At 61.3% G+C, this 19,362-nt stretch carries 18 protein-coding genes; 2 read left to right on the top strand and 16 right to left on the bottom strand.

Annotation, left to right across the window (positions count from 1 at the left end; translation table 11 throughout):
- Positions 1-9: 9 nt before the first annotated feature.
- Complete coding sequence (locus AC07V0_RS23730) at positions 10-537, bottom strand: YceD family protein (RefSeq protein WP_007942001.1); 528 nt, start codon at positions 535-537, stop codon at positions 10-12.
- Positions 538-642: 105 nt separating this feature from the next.
- Here AC07V0_RS23730 and AC07V0_RS23725 point away from each other — a divergent pair, with 105 nt between their 5' ends.
- Entirely contained in the window at positions 643-1,221 is a 579-nt protein-coding gene (locus tag AC07V0_RS23725; RefSeq protein ID WP_192350901.1) for a Maf family protein, read from the top strand.
- A gap of 61 nt (positions 1,222-1,282) precedes the next feature.
- Here AC07V0_RS23725 and sppA read toward each other — a convergent pair whose 3' ends face one another.
- From sppA to rluC, 3 genes are read right to left on the bottom strand one after another with little or no spacing between them, the layout of a single operon-like run.
- Positions 1,283-2,272, bottom strand: a complete 990-nt coding sequence (sppA, locus tag AC07V0_RS23720; protein WP_064616586.1) for a signal peptide peptidase SppA — start codon at positions 2,270-2,272, stop codon at positions 1,283-1,285.
- Positions 2,273-2,296: 24 nt separating this feature from the next.
- Complete coding sequence (locus tag AC07V0_RS23715) at positions 2,297-2,959, bottom strand: HAD-IA family hydrolase (protein WP_192350899.1); 663 nt, start codon at positions 2,957-2,959, stop codon at positions 2,297-2,299.
- The gene (gene rluC, locus AC07V0_RS23710) at positions 2,946-3,905 is read right to left on the bottom strand and encodes a 23S rRNA pseudouridine(955/2504/2580) synthase RluC (RefSeq protein ID WP_192350897.1); all 960 of its coding nucleotides are present in this window, start codon (positions 3,903-3,905) and stop codon (positions 2,946-2,948) included. Before rluC ends, AC07V0_RS23715 begins: the two co-directional genes overlap by 14 nt.
- Positions 3,906-4,605: 700 nt before the next feature.
- Between rluC and rne the strand changes: the two genes are divergently transcribed.
- Entirely contained in the window at positions 4,606-7,800 is a 3,195-nt protein-coding gene (gene rne / locus AC07V0_RS23705) for a ribonuclease E (RefSeq protein WP_310398330.1), read from the top strand.
- Positions 7,801-7,892: 92 nt separating this feature from the next.
- Here rne and AC07V0_RS23700 read toward each other — a convergent pair whose 3' ends face one another.
- From AC07V0_RS23700 to AC07V0_RS23645, 12 genes are all read right to left on the bottom strand, one after another.
- On the bottom strand, positions 7,893-8,486 hold the full coding sequence (locus AC07V0_RS23700) for a nucleotidyltransferase family protein (protein WP_192350893.1): 594 nt from the start codon (positions 8,484-8,486) through the stop codon (positions 7,893-7,895).
- Entirely contained in the window at positions 8,483-9,466 is a 984-nt protein-coding gene (locus AC07V0_RS23695; protein ID WP_192350891.1) for an XdhC family protein, read from the bottom strand. Before AC07V0_RS23695 ends, AC07V0_RS23700 begins: the two co-directional genes overlap by 4 nt.
- On the bottom strand, positions 9,466-11,787 hold the full coding sequence (locus tag AC07V0_RS23690) for a xanthine dehydrogenase family protein molybdopterin-binding subunit (protein WP_495019976.1): 2,322 nt from the start codon (positions 11,785-11,787) through the stop codon (positions 9,466-9,468). The genes AC07V0_RS23695 and AC07V0_RS23690 overlap by 1 nt, the downstream gene beginning before the upstream one ends.
- Entirely contained in the window at positions 11,784-12,254 is a 471-nt protein-coding gene (locus AC07V0_RS23685; RefSeq protein ID WP_007941956.1) for a (2Fe-2S)-binding protein, read from the bottom strand. The genes AC07V0_RS23690 and AC07V0_RS23685 overlap by 4 nt, the downstream gene beginning before the upstream one ends.
- A 242-nt stretch (positions 12,255-12,496) precedes the next feature.
- A complete protein-coding gene (murB, locus tag AC07V0_RS23680; protein WP_064616576.1) occupies positions 12,497-13,516 on the bottom strand; it encodes a UDP-N-acetylmuramate dehydrogenase in 1,020 nt (339 codons plus the stop codon).
- Entirely contained in the window at positions 13,513-13,977 is a 465-nt protein-coding gene (locus tag AC07V0_RS23675) for a low molecular weight protein-tyrosine-phosphatase (protein ID WP_192350887.1), read from the bottom strand. Before AC07V0_RS23675 ends, murB begins: the two co-directional genes overlap by 4 nt.
- A complete protein-coding gene (gene kdsB, locus AC07V0_RS23670) occupies positions 13,977-14,741 on the bottom strand; it encodes a 3-deoxy-manno-octulosonate cytidylyltransferase (protein ID WP_018926233.1) in 765 nt (254 codons plus the stop codon). Before kdsB ends, AC07V0_RS23675 begins: the two co-directional genes overlap by 1 nt.
- Positions 14,738-14,923: a Trm112 family protein gene (locus AC07V0_RS23665; RefSeq protein WP_003179363.1), complete on the bottom strand. Its 186-nt coding sequence runs from the start codon at positions 14,921-14,923 to the stop codon at positions 14,738-14,740. Before AC07V0_RS23665 ends, kdsB begins: the two co-directional genes overlap by 4 nt.
- Positions 14,924-14,948: 25 nt before the next feature.
- Positions 14,949-15,959: a tetraacyldisaccharide 4'-kinase gene (lpxK, locus tag AC07V0_RS23660; RefSeq protein WP_018926234.1), complete on the bottom strand. Its 1,011-nt coding sequence runs from the start codon at positions 15,957-15,959 to the stop codon at positions 14,949-14,951.
- On the bottom strand, positions 15,959-16,387 hold the full coding sequence (locus AC07V0_RS23655; protein ID WP_018926235.1) for an ExbD/TolR family protein: 429 nt from the start codon (positions 16,385-16,387) through the stop codon (positions 15,959-15,961). The genes lpxK and AC07V0_RS23655 overlap by 1 nt, the downstream gene beginning before the upstream one ends.
- Positions 16,384-17,019 (bottom strand): MotA/TolQ/ExbB proton channel family protein, encoded by a 636-nt coding sequence (locus AC07V0_RS23650; protein ID WP_007941964.1) that lies wholly within the window; start codon positions 17,017-17,019, stop codon positions 16,384-16,386. Before AC07V0_RS23650 ends, AC07V0_RS23655 begins: the two co-directional genes overlap by 4 nt.
- 97 nt (positions 17,020-17,116) lie before the next feature.
- Entirely contained in the window at positions 17,117-19,351 is a 2,235-nt protein-coding gene (locus AC07V0_RS23645; RefSeq protein WP_192350885.1) for a DNA internalization-related competence protein ComEC/Rec2, read from the bottom strand.
- Positions 19,352-19,362 lie beyond the last annotated feature (11 nt).

The raw sequence follows: 19,362 nt of genomic DNA, 5'->3' as shown, positions 1-19,362 counted from the left end.
GATTAACTCCTAAACGTTTGGGTCACGCTTTAACTGCGCCAATACACTGAACGGGTTGGACCGCGTTACCTCGTCCTCGCTCGGTTCGGGCTCATCTGCTCCCGCCGGCTGCTGGCATTCTTCCGGATGATGAGCAGGCACAATGGGCAAGGCGAGCAGAAGCTCCTCCTCGATCAGTGACTGCAGATCCAATGGATCTTCGCCCAGTTCCAGCACGTCATAACCTTTCGGCAACGACTGGGTATTCGCACCCTCCTTCACCACAGCATAACTGCATTCGCTATGGATCGGCAGGGTGACCAGCTCAAGACAACGCTGGCAAACCATTTTGACTTCGGTGTCGATAAAGCTGTGGATTACCACAGACTTACGTTCATCTCGTTCAAAAACGAATTTAGCCTGCACCGTACCGACATTGTCGGAAAGCGGGTCGCAGAGTCTCTCCAAATCGGCCAGCAGCATTTCACCTTGAAGGGTGGTGCCACGGTCAGCCAATTTGCGCGGGTCAACGTGAGGTGGAATCGGGTCATTCAACATAGGCGCAGCATTATAGGGATGCCCCCAGCCATGTCAAAGGAAATTCAGCCCTGTCCGCCACTTGAGCCTGCGTTAGAATTCGCCCCTTGCCCTTTGGAGATGCGCATGCTGCCTTTATTACTCGCTTCAAGCTCGGTTTATCGCCGGGAATTGCTGGCCCGCCTGCAGCTGCCGTTTACTTGCAGCTCGCCGGATATTGACGAAAGCCATCGCCCGAACGAGTCAGCCATCGAACTGGTAAAGCGCCTCGCCGAAGAAAAAGCCCGGGCACTTACCGCCAGCCATCCTGCTCACCTGATCATCGGCTCGGACCAGGTCGCGGTACTTGGCCAGCGAATTATCGGCAAGCCACACAGCTTCGAAAAGGCCCGCGAACAACTGCTCGCATCGAGCGGTGCCAGTGTGACATTCCTCACCGGGCTGGCATTGCTCAACAGCCAGACCGGCCACTGCCAGGTCGACTGCGCGCCGTTTACCGTGCACATGCGCGCACTCGACGCAGCACGCATCGAACGCTACCTGCACGCCGAGCAGCCCTACGACTGCGCTGGCAGCTTCAAGGCTGAAGGATTAGGGGTGAGCCTGTTTCAAAGCACCGAAGGCCCTGACGCCACCAGCCTGATCGGCCTGCCACTGATTCGCCTGGTTGACATGTTACTGGCTGAAGGCGTGCAAATACCCTGAACCGCTGCGCGCGCACAAAAAAACCGGCCACACAGGCCGGTTTTTTTTATGCAGACAACGATCAGCGCAACGCCGGCCCCTGGAAGCCCATCCACATCGCCAAATGCTCAGCCACGCTGGCACCGAGCTTTTTCGAGAAGCGATCAAACGGCGACTCCTCGATAGTGAAGTCCACCAGCTCTTTCTCGCCAATCACGTCACGCGCCACCGAACTGGCACTGCCCAGACCATCAATCAAGCCCAGCGGCAGCGCCTGCTCACCGGACCAGACCAGCCCGGAGAACAGCTCCGGATGATCTTTGTCCTTGAGACGATCGCCACGCCCCTTCTTGACGCTACTGATGAACTGCTGATGAGTGGTGTCGAGCACACCCTGCCAGAACTGAGTTTCTTCAGGCTTCTGCGGCTGGAACGGATCGAGGAATGATTTGTGCTCGCCAGAGGTATAGGTACGACGCTCGACACCCAATTTTTCCATGGTGCCGACAAAACCGTAACCGGCCGCGGTCACACCAATGGAACCCACCAGGCTCGCCTTGTCGGCATAGATCTGATCTGCCGCACTGGCAATGTAATAGGCACCGGAAGCTCCCAGATCCGAGATCACCGCGTAAACCTTGGTATCCGGATGCAAGCCGCGCAAACGACGAATCTCGTCATAGACATAACCCGACTGCACCGGACTGCCGCCCGGACTGTTGATCCGCAGGATCACACCCTTGACCTTGTTGTCCTCGAAGGCTTTACGCAGACTGCCTACGATATTATCTGCACTCGCCGGTTCTTTGTCGGCGATCATGCCGGTTATATCGATCAGCGCCGTGTAAGCGGAACCGCGAGTGGCGCTTTTTTCCATATCCATCAGCGGCGAGAACAAGAACAACGCAAGCAACAGATATGCAAAGGTCAGCAGCTTGAAGAAAATCCCCCAGCGACGGGATCGGCGATGCTCCTGCACACTGGCCAGCAGGGTCTTTTCCAGCAGCTTCCAGCTTTTTTCGTCACCGCTCTCCGCGCTCGCCTTGGCGGGTGCTTTCCATTCGTCGGTCATGACATTTACCCCTGCAAAAAACCGTTATGCCCGCTGACTCAGCCAGGCGCGCAATTCTGAAAAACGATCAATGGACAGCCGCGGTTCGAACTGCTGCAACGCCTCAATCGATTGAGCGCCATAGCTGACCGCCACCGAATCCATGCCGGCGTTGCGCGCCATCTGCAGATCGAAGGACGAATCCCCGACCATCAGCGCCTGCTCCGGACGAACCTCGCAATGGACGAGAATCTGCTCAAGCATCAACGGATGGGGCTTGCTGGCCGTTTCATCGGCTGCGCGAGTGACATCAAAATAATCTTCCCAGCCGTGAGCTTTCAGCACCCGGTCCAGCCCGCGCCGAGCCTTGCCGGTGGCAACCGCCAGGTGATAGCCGTCAGCACGAAACGCCTCCATCGACTCAAGCACGCCCTCGAACAACGGCGAAGGAACAGCCTCTGCCGCGATGTAGTGCTCCGCATAATAGTCACGGAAAGCCATAAGCTCGCCATCGCCGATCTCGGGATACAAAGTCCGAATCGCCTCCGGCAACCCGAGACCGATAATGCCTTTGACCGCAAAATCATCGCGCAACGGGAAGCCAGAGCGCCTGGACGCCACGTGCATCGCCTCGACAATCCGACCAATGGAGTCTGCGAGCGTGCCGTCCCAATCGAAAATCAGCAGTTTGTAATCAGATGGGCGCACTCAATCGCTCCACGGTTTTGGCCCACATCTCGTCGACCGGCGCCTGCAACTTCAGCTCGCCGCCATCAGGCAGCGGCACGGTCAGCATGTAGGCATGCAGGAATAGACGCTTGCCGCCCAGGTCACGAATTTCCTTGCTGAAATCTTCATCGCCGTACTTGGTGTCGCCGGCGATGCAATGCCCGGCATGCAAAGTATGGACGCGAATCTGGTGAGTGCGACCGGTGATCGGCTTGGCTTCGACCATGGTGGCAAAGTCACCGAAGCGGCGCAGCACCTTGAACACGGTCAGGGCTTCCTTGCCTTCTTCGTCGACTTCGACCATGCGCTCGCCGGAGCGCAGATTGCTCTTTTGCAACGGCGCACGGACTTGCTTGATCGAGGTCGCCCAGTTGCCGCGCACCAGCGCCATATAGCGCTTGTCGACGCCATCACCGCGCAATGCGGCGTGCAAGTGACGCAACATGCTGCGCTTTTTGGCGATCATCAGCAGGCCGGACGTGTCCCGGTCGAGGCGGTGAACCAACTCGAGCTCTTTTGCATCAGGACGTAACTGACGAAAGGCTTCGATGACGCCGTAATTCAAGCCGCTGCCGCCGTGAACCGCGATGCCAGCGGGCTTGTTGATCACGATCAGCGCCTTGTCTTCGTAGACAATCGAGGCCTCGAGCCGCCGCAGCAGCCCCTGCGCCAGTGGCACGGGCTCGTCGCGTTCGGGCACGCGAACCGGCGGCACGCGCACGATATCGCCCGCCTGCAGCTTGTATTCGGGCTTGATCCGACCTTTGTTCACCCGCACTTCGCCTTTACGCAAAATGCGGTAAATCAAGGTCTTGGGCACGCCTTTGAGCCGAGCGAGAAGGAAGTTATCAATACGTTGGCCGGCATATTCCGGCGAGACCTCAAGCAGTTGTACGCCTGGGGTCGAAGGGGCAGTAGTCGTCATGGTGCGGATGATAACAATTTTTTATGGAATTGAAGCACTTAATCATTGCTGCTATAGTCGCGAACGCCGCCAAAAGTGGCCTGGACAGCGGACTAACGGTCAAAAACCGGCCCTGACCAACGCAATTCACGAGGACGAGAGGCCGTCCTACGGGGCTTTCGCTACGTAACGGCAGAGTTTGCAGTTGTAACAAGCGCAGGTGACATAAGGCCTGAATCATGCCGCAAAGCAGAGTTTTCACTCGCCTTCCGAGCAAATATTCACGGCCAGTTCACAAAGTGCAGTCAGCTGCAAACGACCCCGAGCGAACGCTTCGGAAACAACGCCTAAATTAGCCATGATGCGTGACCTCCCCTTTCGGAGCTCACGGTAAATGCCAACCCGCTGCGGATTCTGCGCGCGGCAGCACCCGAATTATCAGGGATACGTGTAGGGTGGAGATGCACAACCGCTGGACTGTGTAGCAATAGGCTTTATCAAGACGCTTCATCTCGTCCACAGCCGCCGGTTGATTCCTCCTCCTGACTGAGTGCTTAAGTAGCCACAGCAAGCAGGACGCGTACGTCGCGATACCGGCCCAATTGGTCGGACATCGCTGGACACGGGAATGGCCAACCGCTCCCGACGCACCTGACACCGACCGTGAGAAGTCGTGTGTGCCGAACGCCGTTTCCGGCAGCCCGGAAACCGACGGTACTACATGAAAAGAATGCTGATTAACGCGACTCAACCTGAAGAGTTGCGTGTTGCACTGGTAGATGGCCAACGCCTCTACGACCTGGACATCGAATCCGGTGCACGCGAGCAGAAGAAGGCCAACATCTATAAAGGCCGGATTACTCGCATCGAACCAAGCCTTGAGGCTGCCTTTGTCGATTTCGGCTCTGAGCGCCACGGCTTCCTGCCCCTCAAAGAAATCTCCCGCGAATACTTCAAGAAAACTCCCGAAGGCCGCGTCAACATCAAGGACGTCCTGAGCGAAGGCCAGGAAGTCATCGTTCAAGTCGAAAAAGAAGAACGTGGCAACAAGGGCGCCGCCCTGACCACCTTCATCAGCCTGGCCGGTCGTTACCTGGTTCTGATGCCGAACAACCCGCGTGCCGGCGGTATCTCCCGTCGCATCGAAGGTGAAGAGCGCAACGAACTGCGTGAAGCCCTCAACGGCCTGGTTGCCCCGGCCGACATGGGTCTGATCGTTCGCACTGCCGGCCTTGGCCGCAGCAGCGAAGAAATGCAGTGGGACCTCGACTACCTGCTGCAACTCTGGACCGCCATCAAAGAAGCCTCGCTGGACCGCGCCGCGCCGTTCCTGATCTACCAGGAAAGCAACGTGATCATCCGCGCCATCCGCGATTACCTGCGCCAGGACATCGGCGAAGTGCTGATCGACAGCGTTGAAGCCCAGGACGAAGCCCTGACCTTCATTCGCCAGGTGATGCCGCAGTACGCCAGCAAGATCAAGCTGTACGAAGACAGCGTTCCGCTGTTCAACCGCTTCCAGATCGAAAGCCAGATCGAAACCGCCTTCCAGCGCGTCGTCGAACTGCCTTCCGGCGGCTCCATCGTCATCGATCCGACCGAAGCCCTGGTGTCCATCGACATCAACTCGGCGCGCGCCACCAAAGGCAGCGACATCGAAGAAACCGCTCTGCAGACCAACCTTGAAGCCGCCGAAGAAATCGCCCGTCAGTTGCGCTTGCGCGACATCGGCGGCCTGATCGTCATCGACTTCATCGACATGACCCCTGCCAAGAACCAGCGCGCCGTGGAAGAGAAAGTCCGCGAATGCCTGGAAGCCGACCGCGCCCGCGTGCAAGTCGGTCGCATCTCGCGCTTCGGCCTGCTGGAAATGTCCCGTCAGCGCCTGCGTCCATCGCTGGGCGAAAGCAGCGGCATCGTTTGCCCGCGTTGCAACGGCACCGGCATCATCCGTGACGTTGAATCGCTGTCGCTGGCGATCCTGCGCCTGATCGAAGAAGAAGCCCTGAAAGACCGCACCGCCGAAGTTCGCGCACAAGTGCCGATCCCGGTGGCAGCGTTCCTGCTCAACGAAAAACGCAACTCGATCACCAAGATCGAACTGCGCACCCGCGCCCGCATCGTCATTCTGCCGAACGATCACCTCGAAACGCCGCACTTCGAAGTTCAGCGTCTGCGTGATGACAGCCCGGAAGCCAGCATCAACCAGTCCAGCTACGAGATCGCTGCTGCCGCTGCGGAAGTCGAAGAAGTCCAGCCAGCCGCCGCGACCCGCACCTTGGTTCGCCAGGAAGCCGCAGTCAAGACTGCACCGGCTCGCGCCAATGCTCCGGTGCCGACCGAAGTCGTCGCCGCCCCAGTAGCTGCGCCGGTTGCCGCGCCTGAGCCAAGCCTGTTCAAGGGCCTGGTGAAGTCGCTGATCAGCCTGTTCGCGACCAAGGAAGAGCCAGTTGCGCCGGTCGTGGTTGAAAAACCAGCGACTACCGAGCGCCCTGCCCGCAACGAAGAGCGTCGCAACGGTCGTCAGCAGAGCCGCAACCGTAACGGTCGCCGCGATGAAGAGCGCAAGCCTCGTGAGGAACGTGCACCGCGTGAAGAGCGCGCACCACGTGAGCCACGCGAAGAGCGTCAACCACGCGAAGCCCGCGAAGAAACGCCAGCAGTCGCCCGCGAAGAACGCGCTCCACGTGCCCCTCGTGAAGAACGTGCACCGCGCGCACCGCGTGAAGATCGCAAGCCTCGTGGCGAGCGTGAAGAACGTCCGGTTCGTGAACTGCGCGAGCCTCTGGATGCCGCTCCGGCCGCCGCTGCCACCGCTGAAGAGCGTCCGGCCCGTCAGCCACGCGAAGAGCGCGCTCCACGCCCACCGCGTGAAGAACGTCAACCACGCACCGAGCAAGCCGCGGCTGCCGCTGCCGAAGAAGAGCTGCCAACCAACGAAGAGCAACTGCAGGAAGATGGTCAGGAAGTCGCCGAAGGCGATCGTCCACGCCGCCGCTCCCGTGGCCAGCGTCGTCGCAGCAACCGTCGTGAGCGTCAGCGCGATGCCAATGGCAACGTGATCGAAGGTTCGGAAGAGTCCGAATCCACTGAAAACGCCGAAGCGCCAAGCGCTGCCGATCTGGCCGCCGGCCTGGCTGTTACCGCAGCCGTTGCCAGCACCGTGATCAGCGCACCTGCTGAAGCACAAGCCAACGAGCAAGCCGAACGCGCTACTGCTGCCACTCTGGAAACCGCTCCGGTTGAAGCGCCAGTGGTTGAAGCGAGCACGCCGGTGGAAGTCATCGCCGCTCCGGAAATAGAAGTGGCCCCGGCTCGTGAAGCGCGGCCTGAAGTTGAAGCTGCCGCCGAACCAGTGGTTGCTGCAGAACCTGTCGTTGAAGCACCAGTGGCTGAACAGGTACGCGAAGTTCGTGAAGAACAAACCACGTTCAACTGGGTTGCCGAGCCACCGGTTGCTGTCGAAGCTCCAGCGCCAGTCGCTGAGGCTCCGGTTGCTGAAGCCCCAGCGGCTGAAGCCACGGTCTCCGAGCCAGTGGTTGCGGCTGCCGAGCCTGCTCCGCTGCTTGAAGCACCGGTGGTTGCCGAAGCTGCACCCGTGGTCGAAGCCGCCCCTGTCAGCGCTCTGACTCCAAGTGGCCGTGCGCCGAACGACCCGCGTGAAGTACGTCGTCGCAAGCGTGAAGCCGAGCGTCTGCAGAAGGAAGCCGAACTGGCTGCCGCTGCTGCTCCGGCCGCTGCCGAGCCAGCACCGGTTGTTGCTGAAGTCGTCGAGGCAGCCCCTGCCCCGGCCGCTGAAGTGTCTGCCGAGCCGGTTGAATCCGTGATCGACGAAGCACCGCGCTCCGTACAGGAAGCGTTAGAGCAACACGAGCAAGCCCTGGAAAAAGAGCACGAGCCTAAACCCCTCGCCTGATTCCATCGGCCACTAAAAAGCCCCGCCTGGTGATCCCAGGCGGGGCTTTTTTTATGTCGGTTGCTTCGCAGGAAAACCGCGATGGCGGTGCATCAGGCGAAGACCAACCTCTCTGGTATGTCCACATCCCACAACACACCCGGATCCTCCACCGCCACCTCGACCACCCTCGCCTGCGCAAACAGTGACTTGGCGCCCTGATCGCCGGTCAGCGCCATCAATCCCGGACCGAAGCTTCGCCCGAACCCCACCGGATGCCCATATTGCCCTTCATGCACCGGCACGCTGATGGTGTCATCCGCAATGGCCGCGACGACCTGCTCAATGCTCGACGGCAGGATAAACGGCATATCCCCCAGCATGATCAGCCAGCCACCGAGGTGCGAACAGGCCGCCACACCCGCCGCAATGCTGTCGCCCAGGCCGGTCGTCTCGATTCGCACAATTTCGCAACCATAAGCCTGCGCCATGCGAATCACTTGCGGGCGGTCCGCGGTGGTGACCAGCACACGCTTCTCGAGTGTGGTTGGCAGATTCACCAGCACCTGCTCGATCATTGAGTGCACGGTGATGCCATCACGGGCGGTGCAGTCCACCAGCAACTTGTCCTTATCGTCACCCGCTACCTGTCGAAACCGGCTGCCCTGCCCGGCGGCTAGAACGATAACGCCAATGGAGTCACTCATACGCCCTCCTGCAACGGCCTTTTCTGCTTGAGCTCGATGCCGTTCTTGATCGCCACAATCTCGGCCAGCAGCGACAAGGCGATTTCCGCCGGAGTATGGCTGCCGATGTGCAAGCCGATCGGGCCGTGCAAGCGCTCGATGGCCTGTTGGGACAAGCCTAGCTGAGCCAGGTTGTCCCGGCGCTTCTGACTGTTGACTCGCGAACCCAGCGCACCGACATAAAATGCCCTGGAATCCAGGGCCGTGAGCAGCGCCATGTCATCCAGGCGCGGATCGTGGGTGAGCGCGACGATGGCGGTGCGTTCGTCGGTCTGGATGGTCAGCACTGCTTCGTCGGGCATGCCCGGAACGAAGCGACCGTGTTGTTCTTCCCAGCCGTAGACGAACTCGGTGCGCGGATCGCAGATCAGCACTTCGAAATCCAGCAGCCGTGCCATCTCGGCGACATACCGCGATAGCTGCCCCGCGCCGATCAACAACAATCGCCAACGCGGGCCGTAAATGGCGCGCAGTGCGTTGCCATCAAAACTCAGCACATCGTGCTTGTTCGCCGGCTGCAGAACCACTTCACCGGTCGCAATATCCAGCGAGCGCCCAACAATTTCATGCGCCTCGCAGCGCGCCAGCAACTGGGCGACCCAAGCCGGATCGCCGACGCGCTCCTCGGTCAGGCGCAACGTGCCGCCGCAGGGCAAACCAAACCGCGCGGCCTCCTCACGAGTGACGCCATAAGTAATCAACTGCACCGGAGGCCCATCGGCCGGGATACGGCCATCGTGCAGCCGGGCAATCAGGTCATCCTCGACACAGCCACCGGACACCGAGCCAATCACTACGCCATCGCCACGCAAGGCGAGCATGGCGCCAGGTGCCCGGGGCGCGGTACCCCAGGTCTGAACCACGCTGTACAACATCACCCGCTGACCGGCGCGGCGCCATTCCAGCACGCTGCGCAGGACGTTCAGATCGACGCTATCCATCAGGCGTCAGCCTTCTGCCAGCCTTGCAGCTGATAGCGAACCGGCAAGTTACGGATGCGTTTGCCGGTGGCCGCGAAGATCGCGTTGCACAGCGCTGGCGCAATCGGCGGCACGCCCGGCTCACCGACCCCGCCCAACGGTACATTGCCCGGTGGCGTGACCAGGTGCACGGCGACTTCCTTCGGTGCCAGGGACATGCGCGCCACTTCGTACATGTGGAAGTTGTCCTGCTGGACCTTGCCGTCCTTGAAGCTGATTTCCCCCAGCACCGCGTTGCCCAGGCCCATGACGCAGGCGCCTTCGAACTGCGAGCGAATTCGCTCGGGGTTGATCTGCGGGCCGCAATCCACGGCGATGTCGGCTTTGTGCACGATCAGCGTGCCATCGTCTTTGACTTCGACTTCGATCACGGCTGCCACATAAGTGACAAAGCTGTAATGCACCGCCAGGCCCAAGCCACGGCCCTTGGGTAGCTTACGCCCCCATCCGGCGGCTTTAGCGGCGGTTTCCAGCACGGTGCGCATCCGCGCGGTATCGATCGGATACCGCTCGGGGGATTCGCCGTAGTTCCACTCTTCACTCAAGGTACGCGGATCGATCTGACGGTCCGGGCCAAGCAGCTTGATCTGGTATTTGAGCGGGTCCTGGCCGGCCTTATGCGCCAGTTCATCGACAAAGCTCTGAATCGCAAAGCCATGAGGGATGTTCGACACAGAGCGATACCAGCCGACCCGCGTGTGGACCGCTGCTTCAGGGTTTTCCAGGCGCACGCTGGGGATCGCATAAGCCATGTTGGTAAAACCCATGCCCAGCTCGAAAGCCGCTTCATGGTTCATCCCCGGCGCGAACAGCGCGGTGATGCTTGGCGCCACCGTGCGGTGCAGCCAGCCAGACGGCAAGCCGTCCTTGTTCAGACTGACCTTGAGGTATTCGGCAGACACGGTGTGGAAATACGAGTGGTGGATGTCGTCTTCACGGGTCCACTGCACCCGCACCGCTTTGCCCGGGAATTCCTTGGCCAGGATCGCCGCTTCAACCACGAAGTCCGGCTTGGACTTACGACCAAAACCGCCGCCGAGCAAGGTGACGTTGAACGTGACGTTATCGAACGGAATGCCCAGGCGCTCGCCAATCCGCTCGCGGGTGACTTGCGGCGCCTGGCTTGGCGCCCAGGCCTCACACACACCGTCCTTGAAACGGGCGATGGCGACCATCGGCTCCATCGGCGATTGCGCCAGGTGCGGCAGATAGTAGGAAGCTTCAAGGGTGCTGTCGGCAGCGCTCACGGCCTGGTCGATGTTGCCGGTGTTGCGCACCACTTTGCCGGGCTTGAGCGACGCGGCTTCGAGTTCCTTGCGGTAGGCGATCGAGTCGTAACTGGCGTTGGGGCCGTCATCCCACTCGATCTTCAGCGCTTCGCGACCCTTGATCGCCGCCCAGGTGTTGCTGGCCACCACAGCCACACCGCCAAGAGGCTGGAACTCGGACGGCAATGGACGGCTTTCGATTTGCAGAACCTTGATCACCCCCGGGACTTTCATCGCAGCGCTGGCATCGAAGGATCTGACCTTGCCGCCGTAGACCGCCGGACGGGCGATGGTGGCGAAAAGCATGCCGTCGAAATGCACATCGGCGCCGTAGACCGCGCGACCGTTGACGATGTCCACACCGTCGATGGCCTTGGTGCCTTCCTTGCCGATGTAGCGAAACTCCGACGGCTGCTTGAGCCGCAGGCTGTCGCGAGCCGGCACCGTAAGCGCACTGGCTGCTGCGGCCAACGCGCCGTAGCCCAATTCACGGCCAGTCGATTTATGGATGACCTTGTGCAGTTGCGCATGGCACTCGCTGACCGGCACTTTCCATTGCGCGGCAGCAGCTTGCTCAAGCATGGTCCGCGCGGCAGCACCGCAACGGCGCATCGGCTCGTACCAATGACGCATGCTGCGCGAGCCGTCGGTGTCCTGATTGCCGAAACGTACTTCATCGCCCGGCGCCTGTTGCACTTTGACCTGTGCCCAGTCGGCTTCCAGTTCATCGGCCACCACCATGGACAGACTGGTGCGCACGCCCTGGCCCATTTCCGAACGGTTGCAAATCACCGTCACGCTGCCATCGGCGGCGATGCTGATGTAAACCTTCGGATCATCGATCCAGCCGTTGGGCATGCCGTCGGCACCGAATTTCTGCTCTTTTTCGGCGGCTAATGCATCCTGCCAGCCCCAACTGGCGGCCAGCACCAGCGCACTGGTGGCGCCCACGCCCTTGAGGAAACCGCGTCGGCTGAGATTACTCAGCGCAAAATCATTCGGTAGCTGGCTCATGCCTTGGCCTCCTTCAGGTGAGTGGATGCCTGGCGGATGGCGGTCTTGATCCGGTTGTAGGTGCCGCAACGGCAAATATTGCCGACCATCGCCTCTTCAATCTGCTCGTCGCTGGGGTTCGGGTTGGTTTTCAGCAGCGCGGTGGCCGACATGATCTGTCCACCCTGGCAATAACCGCACTGAGCCACGGCGCTGTCGAGCCAGGCTTGCTGGACGACTTTGCCCACCGGGTCGGCGTGCAGGTTGTCGATGGTGCTGACGTTCTGGCCGACCACCGAGCCGATCGGTGTGATGCAACTGCGCGCTGGCGCGCCGTCGATATGAATGGTGCAGGCGCCGCACAGGCCCATGCCGCAGCCGAATTTGGTGCCGTTGTAGCCAGCCACGTCACGGATCGCCCAGAGCAGCGGCATGTCCTCGGTGACATCGAGTTGATGATCTTGACCATTGAGTTTCAGGGTAATCATGGGCACGCCCGCATAGTTATAGAGGTTATGGGGTCGAGCAATCTGCCGCTTGGGGTTCGCGGTTCACTACACGCAGATCGACTCAGGCTAATCGGCTCTCTTATGTAGACGCGACGTCTGCACCGGGCCTTTGATGGAGCAAATGCTTGCATCGTTAGCTGGCTAAGTTAACTGAGCATTAACAAAAAAGCCCTGCACATTTGAAAATGTGCAGGGCTTTTTAATCAGCCTGAAGCGTAGCCTCAATACTGGTTGGGTTCCATTTCCAGGTCGACCTTGAAACGCTCTGCAATGTCTTTCTGAATGCGCTGCGCCAGATTCAGCAATTGCAGGCCCGTTGCGCTGCCGTAGTTGACCAGCACCAGCGCCTGTAATTTATGCACACCGGCATCGCCGTCGCGAAAGCCTTTCCAGCCGGCGCGTTCGATCAGCCAGCCCGCCGCTAGCTTCATTTGCCCATCGGGCTGCGCATACGCCACCAGATCCGGGTATTCACCCTTGAGTTGTGCCACAAGTGCGGCGGGCACCAACGGATTCTTGAAGAAGCTGCCGGCATTGCCGAGCACCGCCGGGTCCGGGAGTTTTTCGCTGCGGATGCTGCAAATGGCCTGGCTGACGTCGGTCGGCGTCGGGTGATCAATACCCTGCTCGGTCAGGCGCTGACGCACCGGGCCGTATTCCAGGTGCAGGTGCGCGGTGCGCGTGAGGGTGAAACGCACCCGCAGGATCAACCAGCGCCCCGGCTCCTGTTTGAACAGGCTGTCGCGGTAGGCAAAGTTGCACTCGGCCAGTGTGAAGTCCCGCAGCTCGCCGGTCTGGCGATCGAGGGCTGTCAGGCCGGCGAATACGTCCTTTATCTCGACACCGTAAGCGCCGATGTTCTGCATCGGTGCCGCGCCGACGGTGCCGGGGATCAGGCTGAGGTTTTCCAGCCCCGACCACCCTTGCGCCAGGGTGTGTTGCACAAACGGGTGCCACGGCTCGCCCGCCTCGGCTTCGATCACCACCTGGTTGCCGTCATCGCTCAGCAGGCGAATCCCCCGAGTGGCCATGCGCAACACCAGTGCCGGCACATCGGCGGTCAGCAACAAATTGCTGCCACCACCGATCACCAGCACCGGCACTTCGTGTTCCACCGCGTAGGCCAGGGCTTCGCGCACGTCGGCATCGCTATGGGCTTCGGCAAACAGCCGCGCCTGAACGTCCACGCCAAAGCTGTTGTACGGTTTGAGCGAAACCCGGGGTTGAACCTGCAAACTCATAGCCGTCCCTTCAATTCGATCACCAGCAGATCGCTGGCGCGCTCGATCAGGTCCAGTACCTGTTCGAAGCCTTGGTCGCCGTCGTAATAAGGATCCGGCACTTCATCGACTTCCGACTGGTAGCGACGCAGGAACAAATCCAGCTCGGCCTTGCCCTTGGCCGGTTGCATGGCCTTGAGGTGGCGCAGGTTGCTGTTGTCCATCGCCAGAATCAGGTCGTAAGTGGCGAAATCGGCGCGGGTCACTTGCTGGGCGCGCTGGGCGGACAGGTCGTAGCCGCGCAGTTTCGCCGCAGCCTGGCTGCGCTTGTCCGGGGCCTTGCCGACGTGCCAGTCACCGGTGCCGGCAGAAGCCACTTCGACTTGATCGGCCAGCCCCGCCTCACGCAGCTTGTGCCGCAATACGCCCTCAGCCGTGGGGGAACGGCAGATGTTGCCCAGGCAGACGAACAGAACCCGCATCAGGCCTCCAGCAGGCGACGAACGCGCTCGAGATCTTCAACGGTGTCGACGCCGGTGGGCGGTGCGATCAGCGCATCGGCGACGTGAATCCGCACGCCGTGCCAGAGGGCACGCAGCTGTTCCAGAGACTCGGTGTTTTCCAGCCAGCACGGGCCCCAGGTAACGAAGTCCTGAAGGAAGCCGGCACGGTAAGCATAAATGCCGATGTGGCGGCGATATGGCACGCCTTCCGGCAATTGCTCGCGGCTCTTGGCAAACGCGTCCCGAGCCCACGGCAAGGTGGCACGACTGAAGGTCAGCGCCAGGCCATTGAGGTCGCTGACCACTTTGACCACATTGGGGTTGAACAGGGTTTCGACGTCTTCGATCGGCTCGGCCAGGGTGGCCATGCGTGCTTCGGTGTGAGCAGCCAGGTTGGCGGCGACCTGATCGATCACGCTTGGCGGGATCAACGGCTCGTCGCCCTGAACATTGACCACGATCGCGTCCGGGGCCAGGCCCAGTTTCGCCGCAACTTCAGCCAGGCGGTCAGTGCCGGAGTTGTGATCTTCGCGAGTCAGCACCACTTCGGCACCAAAGCCCTTGCAGGCCTCGACGATGCGCGCATCGTCAGTGGCAACCACCACGCGCTGGGCGCTGCTTTTGCTCGCCTGTTCCCAGACGTGCTGGATCATCGGCTTGCCGGCGATCAGCAGCAGCGGCTTGCCCGGCAAGCGGGTGGAGGCGTAACGCGATGGAATGACAACGGTAAAGGCTGTGGTCATTTATCCAGACGCTCATCGGTGGTCAGGGTGCGCGCTTCGCTTTCGAGCATCACCGGGATGCCGTCGCGAATCGGGTACGCGAGGCCGGCGCCCTTGCTGATCAGCTCGGTTTTGTCGGCGCTGAGCTTGAGCGGGCCTTTGCAGACCGGGCAAGCGAGGATGTCGAGCAATTTGGTGTCCATGTACATTCCCTGGATAGAAACGGAGTTAAGGCAAAAGACGAGCCGGCAACAGGCGCATCAGCTGTGTATCGAACCAGGCCACGAAGGCCGGCGATGGCGCAGCATCGACCGCCAGGTACCACCAATCGGCGGCGGCGAAGGCACGGCACTTCACCGCGTCCTTTTCTGTCATCACCACTGGCAATGACGGTGTGAAATTCAAGGCCTGCACGCTGTATTCGGCGTGGTCGGCAAATGCATGGGGCACTGGCCGCCAGTGTAGCGTTTCGAGGGTCGTGAAGAAACGCCGGGGATTGCCGATCCCGGCCACGGCGTGCAGGGCCTGACCAGCGGGAAAGTGGTCCAGAGGCCGCCGTTCGCCGCTGTGCAGGTTGACCAGTTCGGTGGGTTGCAACTGGAAGGCAAAACCGTCTTCGCGATCATTGGCAGCGCCGTTGTACAGCACTGCATCGACGCTTTGCAGGCGCTCGACCGGTTCGCGCAATGGTCCGGCGGGCAGACAACGGCGGTTGCCCAAGCCGCGAGCGGCGTCGATCAGCACCAGTTCCAGGTTTCGAGCCAGCCGGTAATGCTGCATACCGTCGTCGGAGAGGATCAGGTCCAGCGGCTCACTCGCCAGCAAGGCTTTGACCGCACGGCTGCGGTCCGGGTCGATCATCAGCGGCACGCCGGTGCGCTGGACGATCAACAGCGGCTCATCGCCCGCCACGTCCGCGCCTTGATCCGCCGCGACCCGCCACGGCAATTGCGGCGGTTTGGCGCCGTAACCACGGCTGACCACACCCACCCGCAGACCGCTGCGCTGGCAGTGCTGGATCATCCACAGAATCAGCGGCGTCTTGCCCGTGCCGCCCACCGTGATGTTGCCGACCACGATCAGCGGCACCGGCGACTGATAGATCTCGCCCTCGCCCGCCAAAAAGCGCTCGCGCTTGCCAGTGACCACGCGTCGATACAGCCATTCAAGAGGCTGCAACAGCTTCAACGCCGGATGACCTTCGTACCATGCGGCGAGCAATCGATCGGACATGGCCATCAGGACGCCGGCGCCGCCTCGACAGTGGTCATGCGCAAGTGGCTGAAACCGAGCTTGCCGGCAGCGTCCATCGCGGTGATGACGGACTGATGGGGGGTTTTGCCATCGGCGCTGATGGACAACGGCAGATTGGTGTCACCATTGGATTCTTTCTGTAGCGCTTCCATCAGGCTGGTGAGGTCGTTCTTCGGCAACAGCTGGTTATTGACCGAATACGCCCCGTCGGCGCTGATGGCGATGTCCAGTTGCTTGAGCTGCTGGTCTTCGGCCGGGGAGCCGCTGACCGCTTCCGGCAGATCGACGCGCAACTGGGTTTCACGGGTGAAGGTGGTGGTCACGACGAAAAACAGCAACAGGATAAACACCACGTCGATCAGCGACGCGAGGTTGATGTCTACCGTTTCCCGTGGTTTACGACGGAACTTCACGCTTTACCCTCGGCCAGGTCCACGTCGCGATCGCCCTGAATAACCTCGACCAGTTTGATCGCCTCTTGCTCCATGCCCACCACCAGCTCATCGATCCGGCGTTGCAGGAAGCGGTGGAAGAACACGGCCGGGATACCGACCATCAGGCCCGCGGCGGTGGTGATCAAGGCCTTGGAAATACCCCCGGCCAGCACCGCGGCGTTGGTGCCCATGCCCGTGCCCATGAACGCACTGAAAATATCAATCATGCCCAGCACCGTACCCAGCAGCCCCAGCAACGGAGCCATGGCGGCGATGGTGCCCAAGGCGTTGATGTAACGTTCGAGCTCATGAATCACCCGCGCGGCGGCCTCTTCGATGCACTCTTTCATGATCTCGCGACCATGCTTGGAGTTCGCCAGACCGGCAGCCAGGATCTCGCCCAGCGGAGAGTTGGCGCGTAACTCCTTGAGTTTTTCTTTATTGAGTTGCTTGTCCTTGATCCAGACCCAGACCTGCCCGAGCAAGTGCTCCGGGGTCACGCGGCTGGCGCGCAGGGTCCAGAGACGCTCGGCGACGATCGCCATGGCCGCGATGGAACTCAGAATGATCGGCAGCATCATCCAGCCGCCGGATTTGACCAATTCCCACACAGTGACAGTCCCCTCGAAAAAGTGCGCCACTCTAACATAGGGGGTGGGCGCACCGAAGACCGCGATGTCGCATCCGGTCGGGCTTTAATGACGCGAGCTACTGGCGCAATGCTGGCGGATCGCGCCAGAAACGCCGTTCCTGAAGCATCGTCCAAGGTGGTTTGAAGCGCCCCAGTTGTAGACGAATGGCACCCTGCTCGGCGCTGTCGTAGATCGCCATGCCACGCTTTTGATAACGCGCCACGACTGTGGGATGGGGATGACCGAAAGAATTACCGTTGCCACGGGAAATCAGCACCGCTTTAGGCAGCAGAGCGCTGAGCAACGCCATCGAAGATGAACTGCGACTGCCGTGGTGCGGGGCCTGCAACCAGTCCGTCGGCACCGCCAATGGACCTTCGAGCAGCACCCGCTCGGCCGCGGTATCGATATCGCCGGTCAGCAACAACCGCTCGCCGTTGGCTTCGATCTGCAGCACGCAGGATTTCTGATTGCTGTCGCTGGCCGACGACCACTGCCAGAGCTGGAACCGCACGTCGTCCCAGGTCCACTGTTGACCGCTCTCGCAGCCCTCGGCATGTAGCTCCTCCGGCAGGGCCAGTGGGTCGCCACTCAGTACCCGAGTCACCGGTACACCGCTGGCAATCGCTCGCGCACCGCCGGCGTGATCGGCGTCGGCATGGCTGATCAGCATCAGATCAAGTCCATTCACCCCCAGTTTGCGCAATGTTGGCAACACCACCCGCTCACCCAAGTCGATATCGCCGAACCGTGGCCCGGCGTCATACAGCAGAGTGTGATGGCGGGTGCGCACCAGAATGGCCAACCCCTGGCCGACATCCAGTTGCCAGATTTCGGCGACGCCTTCAGGCAGCGTGTGCCGGGGCGCAAAAACCAGCAACAGCAACATCGGCCAGCCCAGCAGGCGCAACGGCACCCCCGGTGGCAGTAACAGCAGAAATGCGCCCAGCGCGCCGAACGCCCAAACCCACAACGGAACCGCCACCGGCACCCACGCGGGCAATTGCCCGGCCACCAACACCAGCCCCTTGAACAAAAGGTCGATCAGACCGCCAGCCAACCACAGTAACCCCTCGCCCACATAGGGAACGGGCAACAGCAGCGTTCCGAGCAAGGCCGGCGGCAAGACCAGCAGGCTGATCCAGGGCACCGCCAGAAGATTGGCCAGCGGCCCGCTGAGACTGATCGGCAACCCCAGTACCAACAGCAGCGGGCACAGACCGATTGCGATCAGCCATTGGGCACGGGTCCAGGTTTGCCACCAACGCCACGGGCCCAATCGCCCGCCAAAGGTGAAAATCAGCACCGCTACTGCCGCAAAGGACAACCAGAAACCCGGTTGCAGGCTTGCCAGCGGGTCCAGCAGCAAAACACCGTCAAGCGCCAGCAACAGCGGCCACCAGGCGCCGAGGTGACGAAACCGTAGCCGCCACAACAACAGCAGACCAATCATCAGGCAGGCCCGACGCACCGGCACCTCGAAACCGGCCAGCAGCCCATAACCGAGCGCTGCCGCGAACGCCAGCCCACACGCCCATGGCAGCCACGGCAAGCGCCTGGGCCATAAGCCATAGCGCGCCAGCCCGGCGATCAGCAGATACACCAGCCCCGCCAGCAAACCAATGTGTTGCCCGGAAATCACCAACAGATGCACGGTGCCGGTGTCTTGCAGCACCTGCCAGTCCTCACGGCTCAGCCCGGCGCCGTCCCCCAGCACCAACGCCGTCAGCGCTCCCGTTCGCCCGTGCGCATCCACGGCCTGCAAACGCTGACGAATGCCGTCGCGCCAGGCCCACTGCGCTTGCCCCAGTCGCTGACCGTCCTTGACGGTCCCAGTGGCGCCAATACGTTGGGCCAGCAACCAGGCGTCGTAATCAAAACCATGAGGGTTGAGCAGCCCGGCAGGACGCTTCAATTTGACTGCCAGCCGCCACCGCTCGCCACTGTTGACGGGCGGCCCGCCATACCAGGCCAGACGCAGGTGCCGGGGCAGTTGGGTGCGACGCGACTGACTGTCTGTCAGTTCGAAACGCACTACACCCTCGGCCTGCTGCGGCAACCCGGTAACCCGGCCTTCGACCCAGCGAGTCTCGCCATCGAGCTTCAGCGCCAGGCGATCATCCAGCGCCCACTGCGCATTCGCACACGCCCAACTGAAGCCAAACAACCAAAATGCCAGTGGAAAGGTTCGAAACGGCAGCAACATCAAACCCACTACCGGCAACAACAGCCACAACCCTGCCGGCGGCAGTGCCGGCAAAAAACGCAGGGCCAGCAGACCCAACGCCAGCGCCATCATCCCTGTGCGCATAAGCCCGTCCT

The sequence above is a fragment of the Pseudomonas sp. GW821-FHT01E10 genome (genome assembly GCF_059422365.1).
This window is presented reverse-complemented; position numbering and strand designations above follow the sequence as displayed.

What these genes read in the sequence shown, in the direction of transcription:
- AC07V0_RS23730 (WP_007942001.1), bottom strand. Translation starts at nt 537, where the DNA reads ATGTTGAATGACCCGATTCCACCTCACGTTGACCCGCGCAAATTGGCT.
- AC07V0_RS23725 (WP_192350901.1), top strand. Translation starts at nt 643, where the DNA reads ATGCTGCCTTTATTACTCGCTTCAAGCTCGGTTTATCGCCGGGAATTG.
- sppA (WP_064616586.1), bottom strand. Translation starts at nt 2,272, where the DNA reads ATGACCGACGAATGGAAAGCACCCGCCAAGGCGAGCGCGGAGAGCGGT.
- rluC (WP_192350897.1), bottom strand. Translation starts at nt 3,905, where the DNA reads ATGACGACTACTGCCCCTTCGACCCCAGGCGTACAACTGCTTGAGGTC.
- rne (WP_310398330.1), top strand. Translation starts at nt 4,606, where the DNA reads ATGAAAAGAATGCTGATTAACGCGACTCAACCTGAAGAGTTGCGTGTT.
- AC07V0_RS23700 (WP_192350893.1), bottom strand. Translation starts at nt 8,486, where the DNA reads ATGAGTGACTCCATTGGCGTTATCGTTCTAGCCGCCGGGCAGGGCAGC.
- AC07V0_RS23695 (WP_192350891.1), bottom strand. Translation starts at nt 9,466, where the DNA reads ATGGATAGCGTCGATCTGAACGTCCTGCGCAGCGTGCTGGAATGGCGC.
- AC07V0_RS23690 (WP_495019976.1), bottom strand. Translation starts at nt 11,787, where the DNA reads ATGAGCCAGCTACCGAATGATTTTGCGCTGAGTAATCTCAGCCGACGC.
- AC07V0_RS23685 (WP_007941956.1), bottom strand. Translation starts at nt 12,254, where the DNA reads ATGATTACCCTGAAACTCAATGGTCAAGATCATCAACTCGATGTCACC.
- murB (WP_064616576.1), bottom strand. Translation starts at nt 13,516, where the DNA reads ATGAGTTTGCAGGTTCAACCCCGGGTTTCGCTCAAACCGTACAACAGC.
- AC07V0_RS23675 (WP_192350887.1), bottom strand. Translation starts at nt 13,977, where the DNA reads ATGCGGGTTCTGTTCGTCTGCCTGGGCAACATCTGCCGTTCCCCCACG.
- kdsB (WP_018926233.1), bottom strand. Translation starts at nt 14,741, where the DNA reads ATGACCACAGCCTTTACCGTTGTCATTCCATCGCGTTACGCCTCCACC.
- AC07V0_RS23665 (WP_003179363.1), bottom strand. Translation starts at nt 14,923, where the DNA reads ATGGACACCAAATTGCTCGACATCCTCGCTTGCCCGGTCTGCAAAGGC.
- lpxK (WP_018926234.1), bottom strand. Translation starts at nt 15,959, where the DNA reads ATGGCCATGTCCGATCGATTGCTCGCCGCATGGTACGAAGGTCATCCG.
- AC07V0_RS23645 (WP_192350885.1), bottom strand. Translation starts at nt 19,351, where the DNA reads ATGCGCACAGGGATGATGGCGCTGGCGTTGGGTCTGCTGGCCCTGCGT.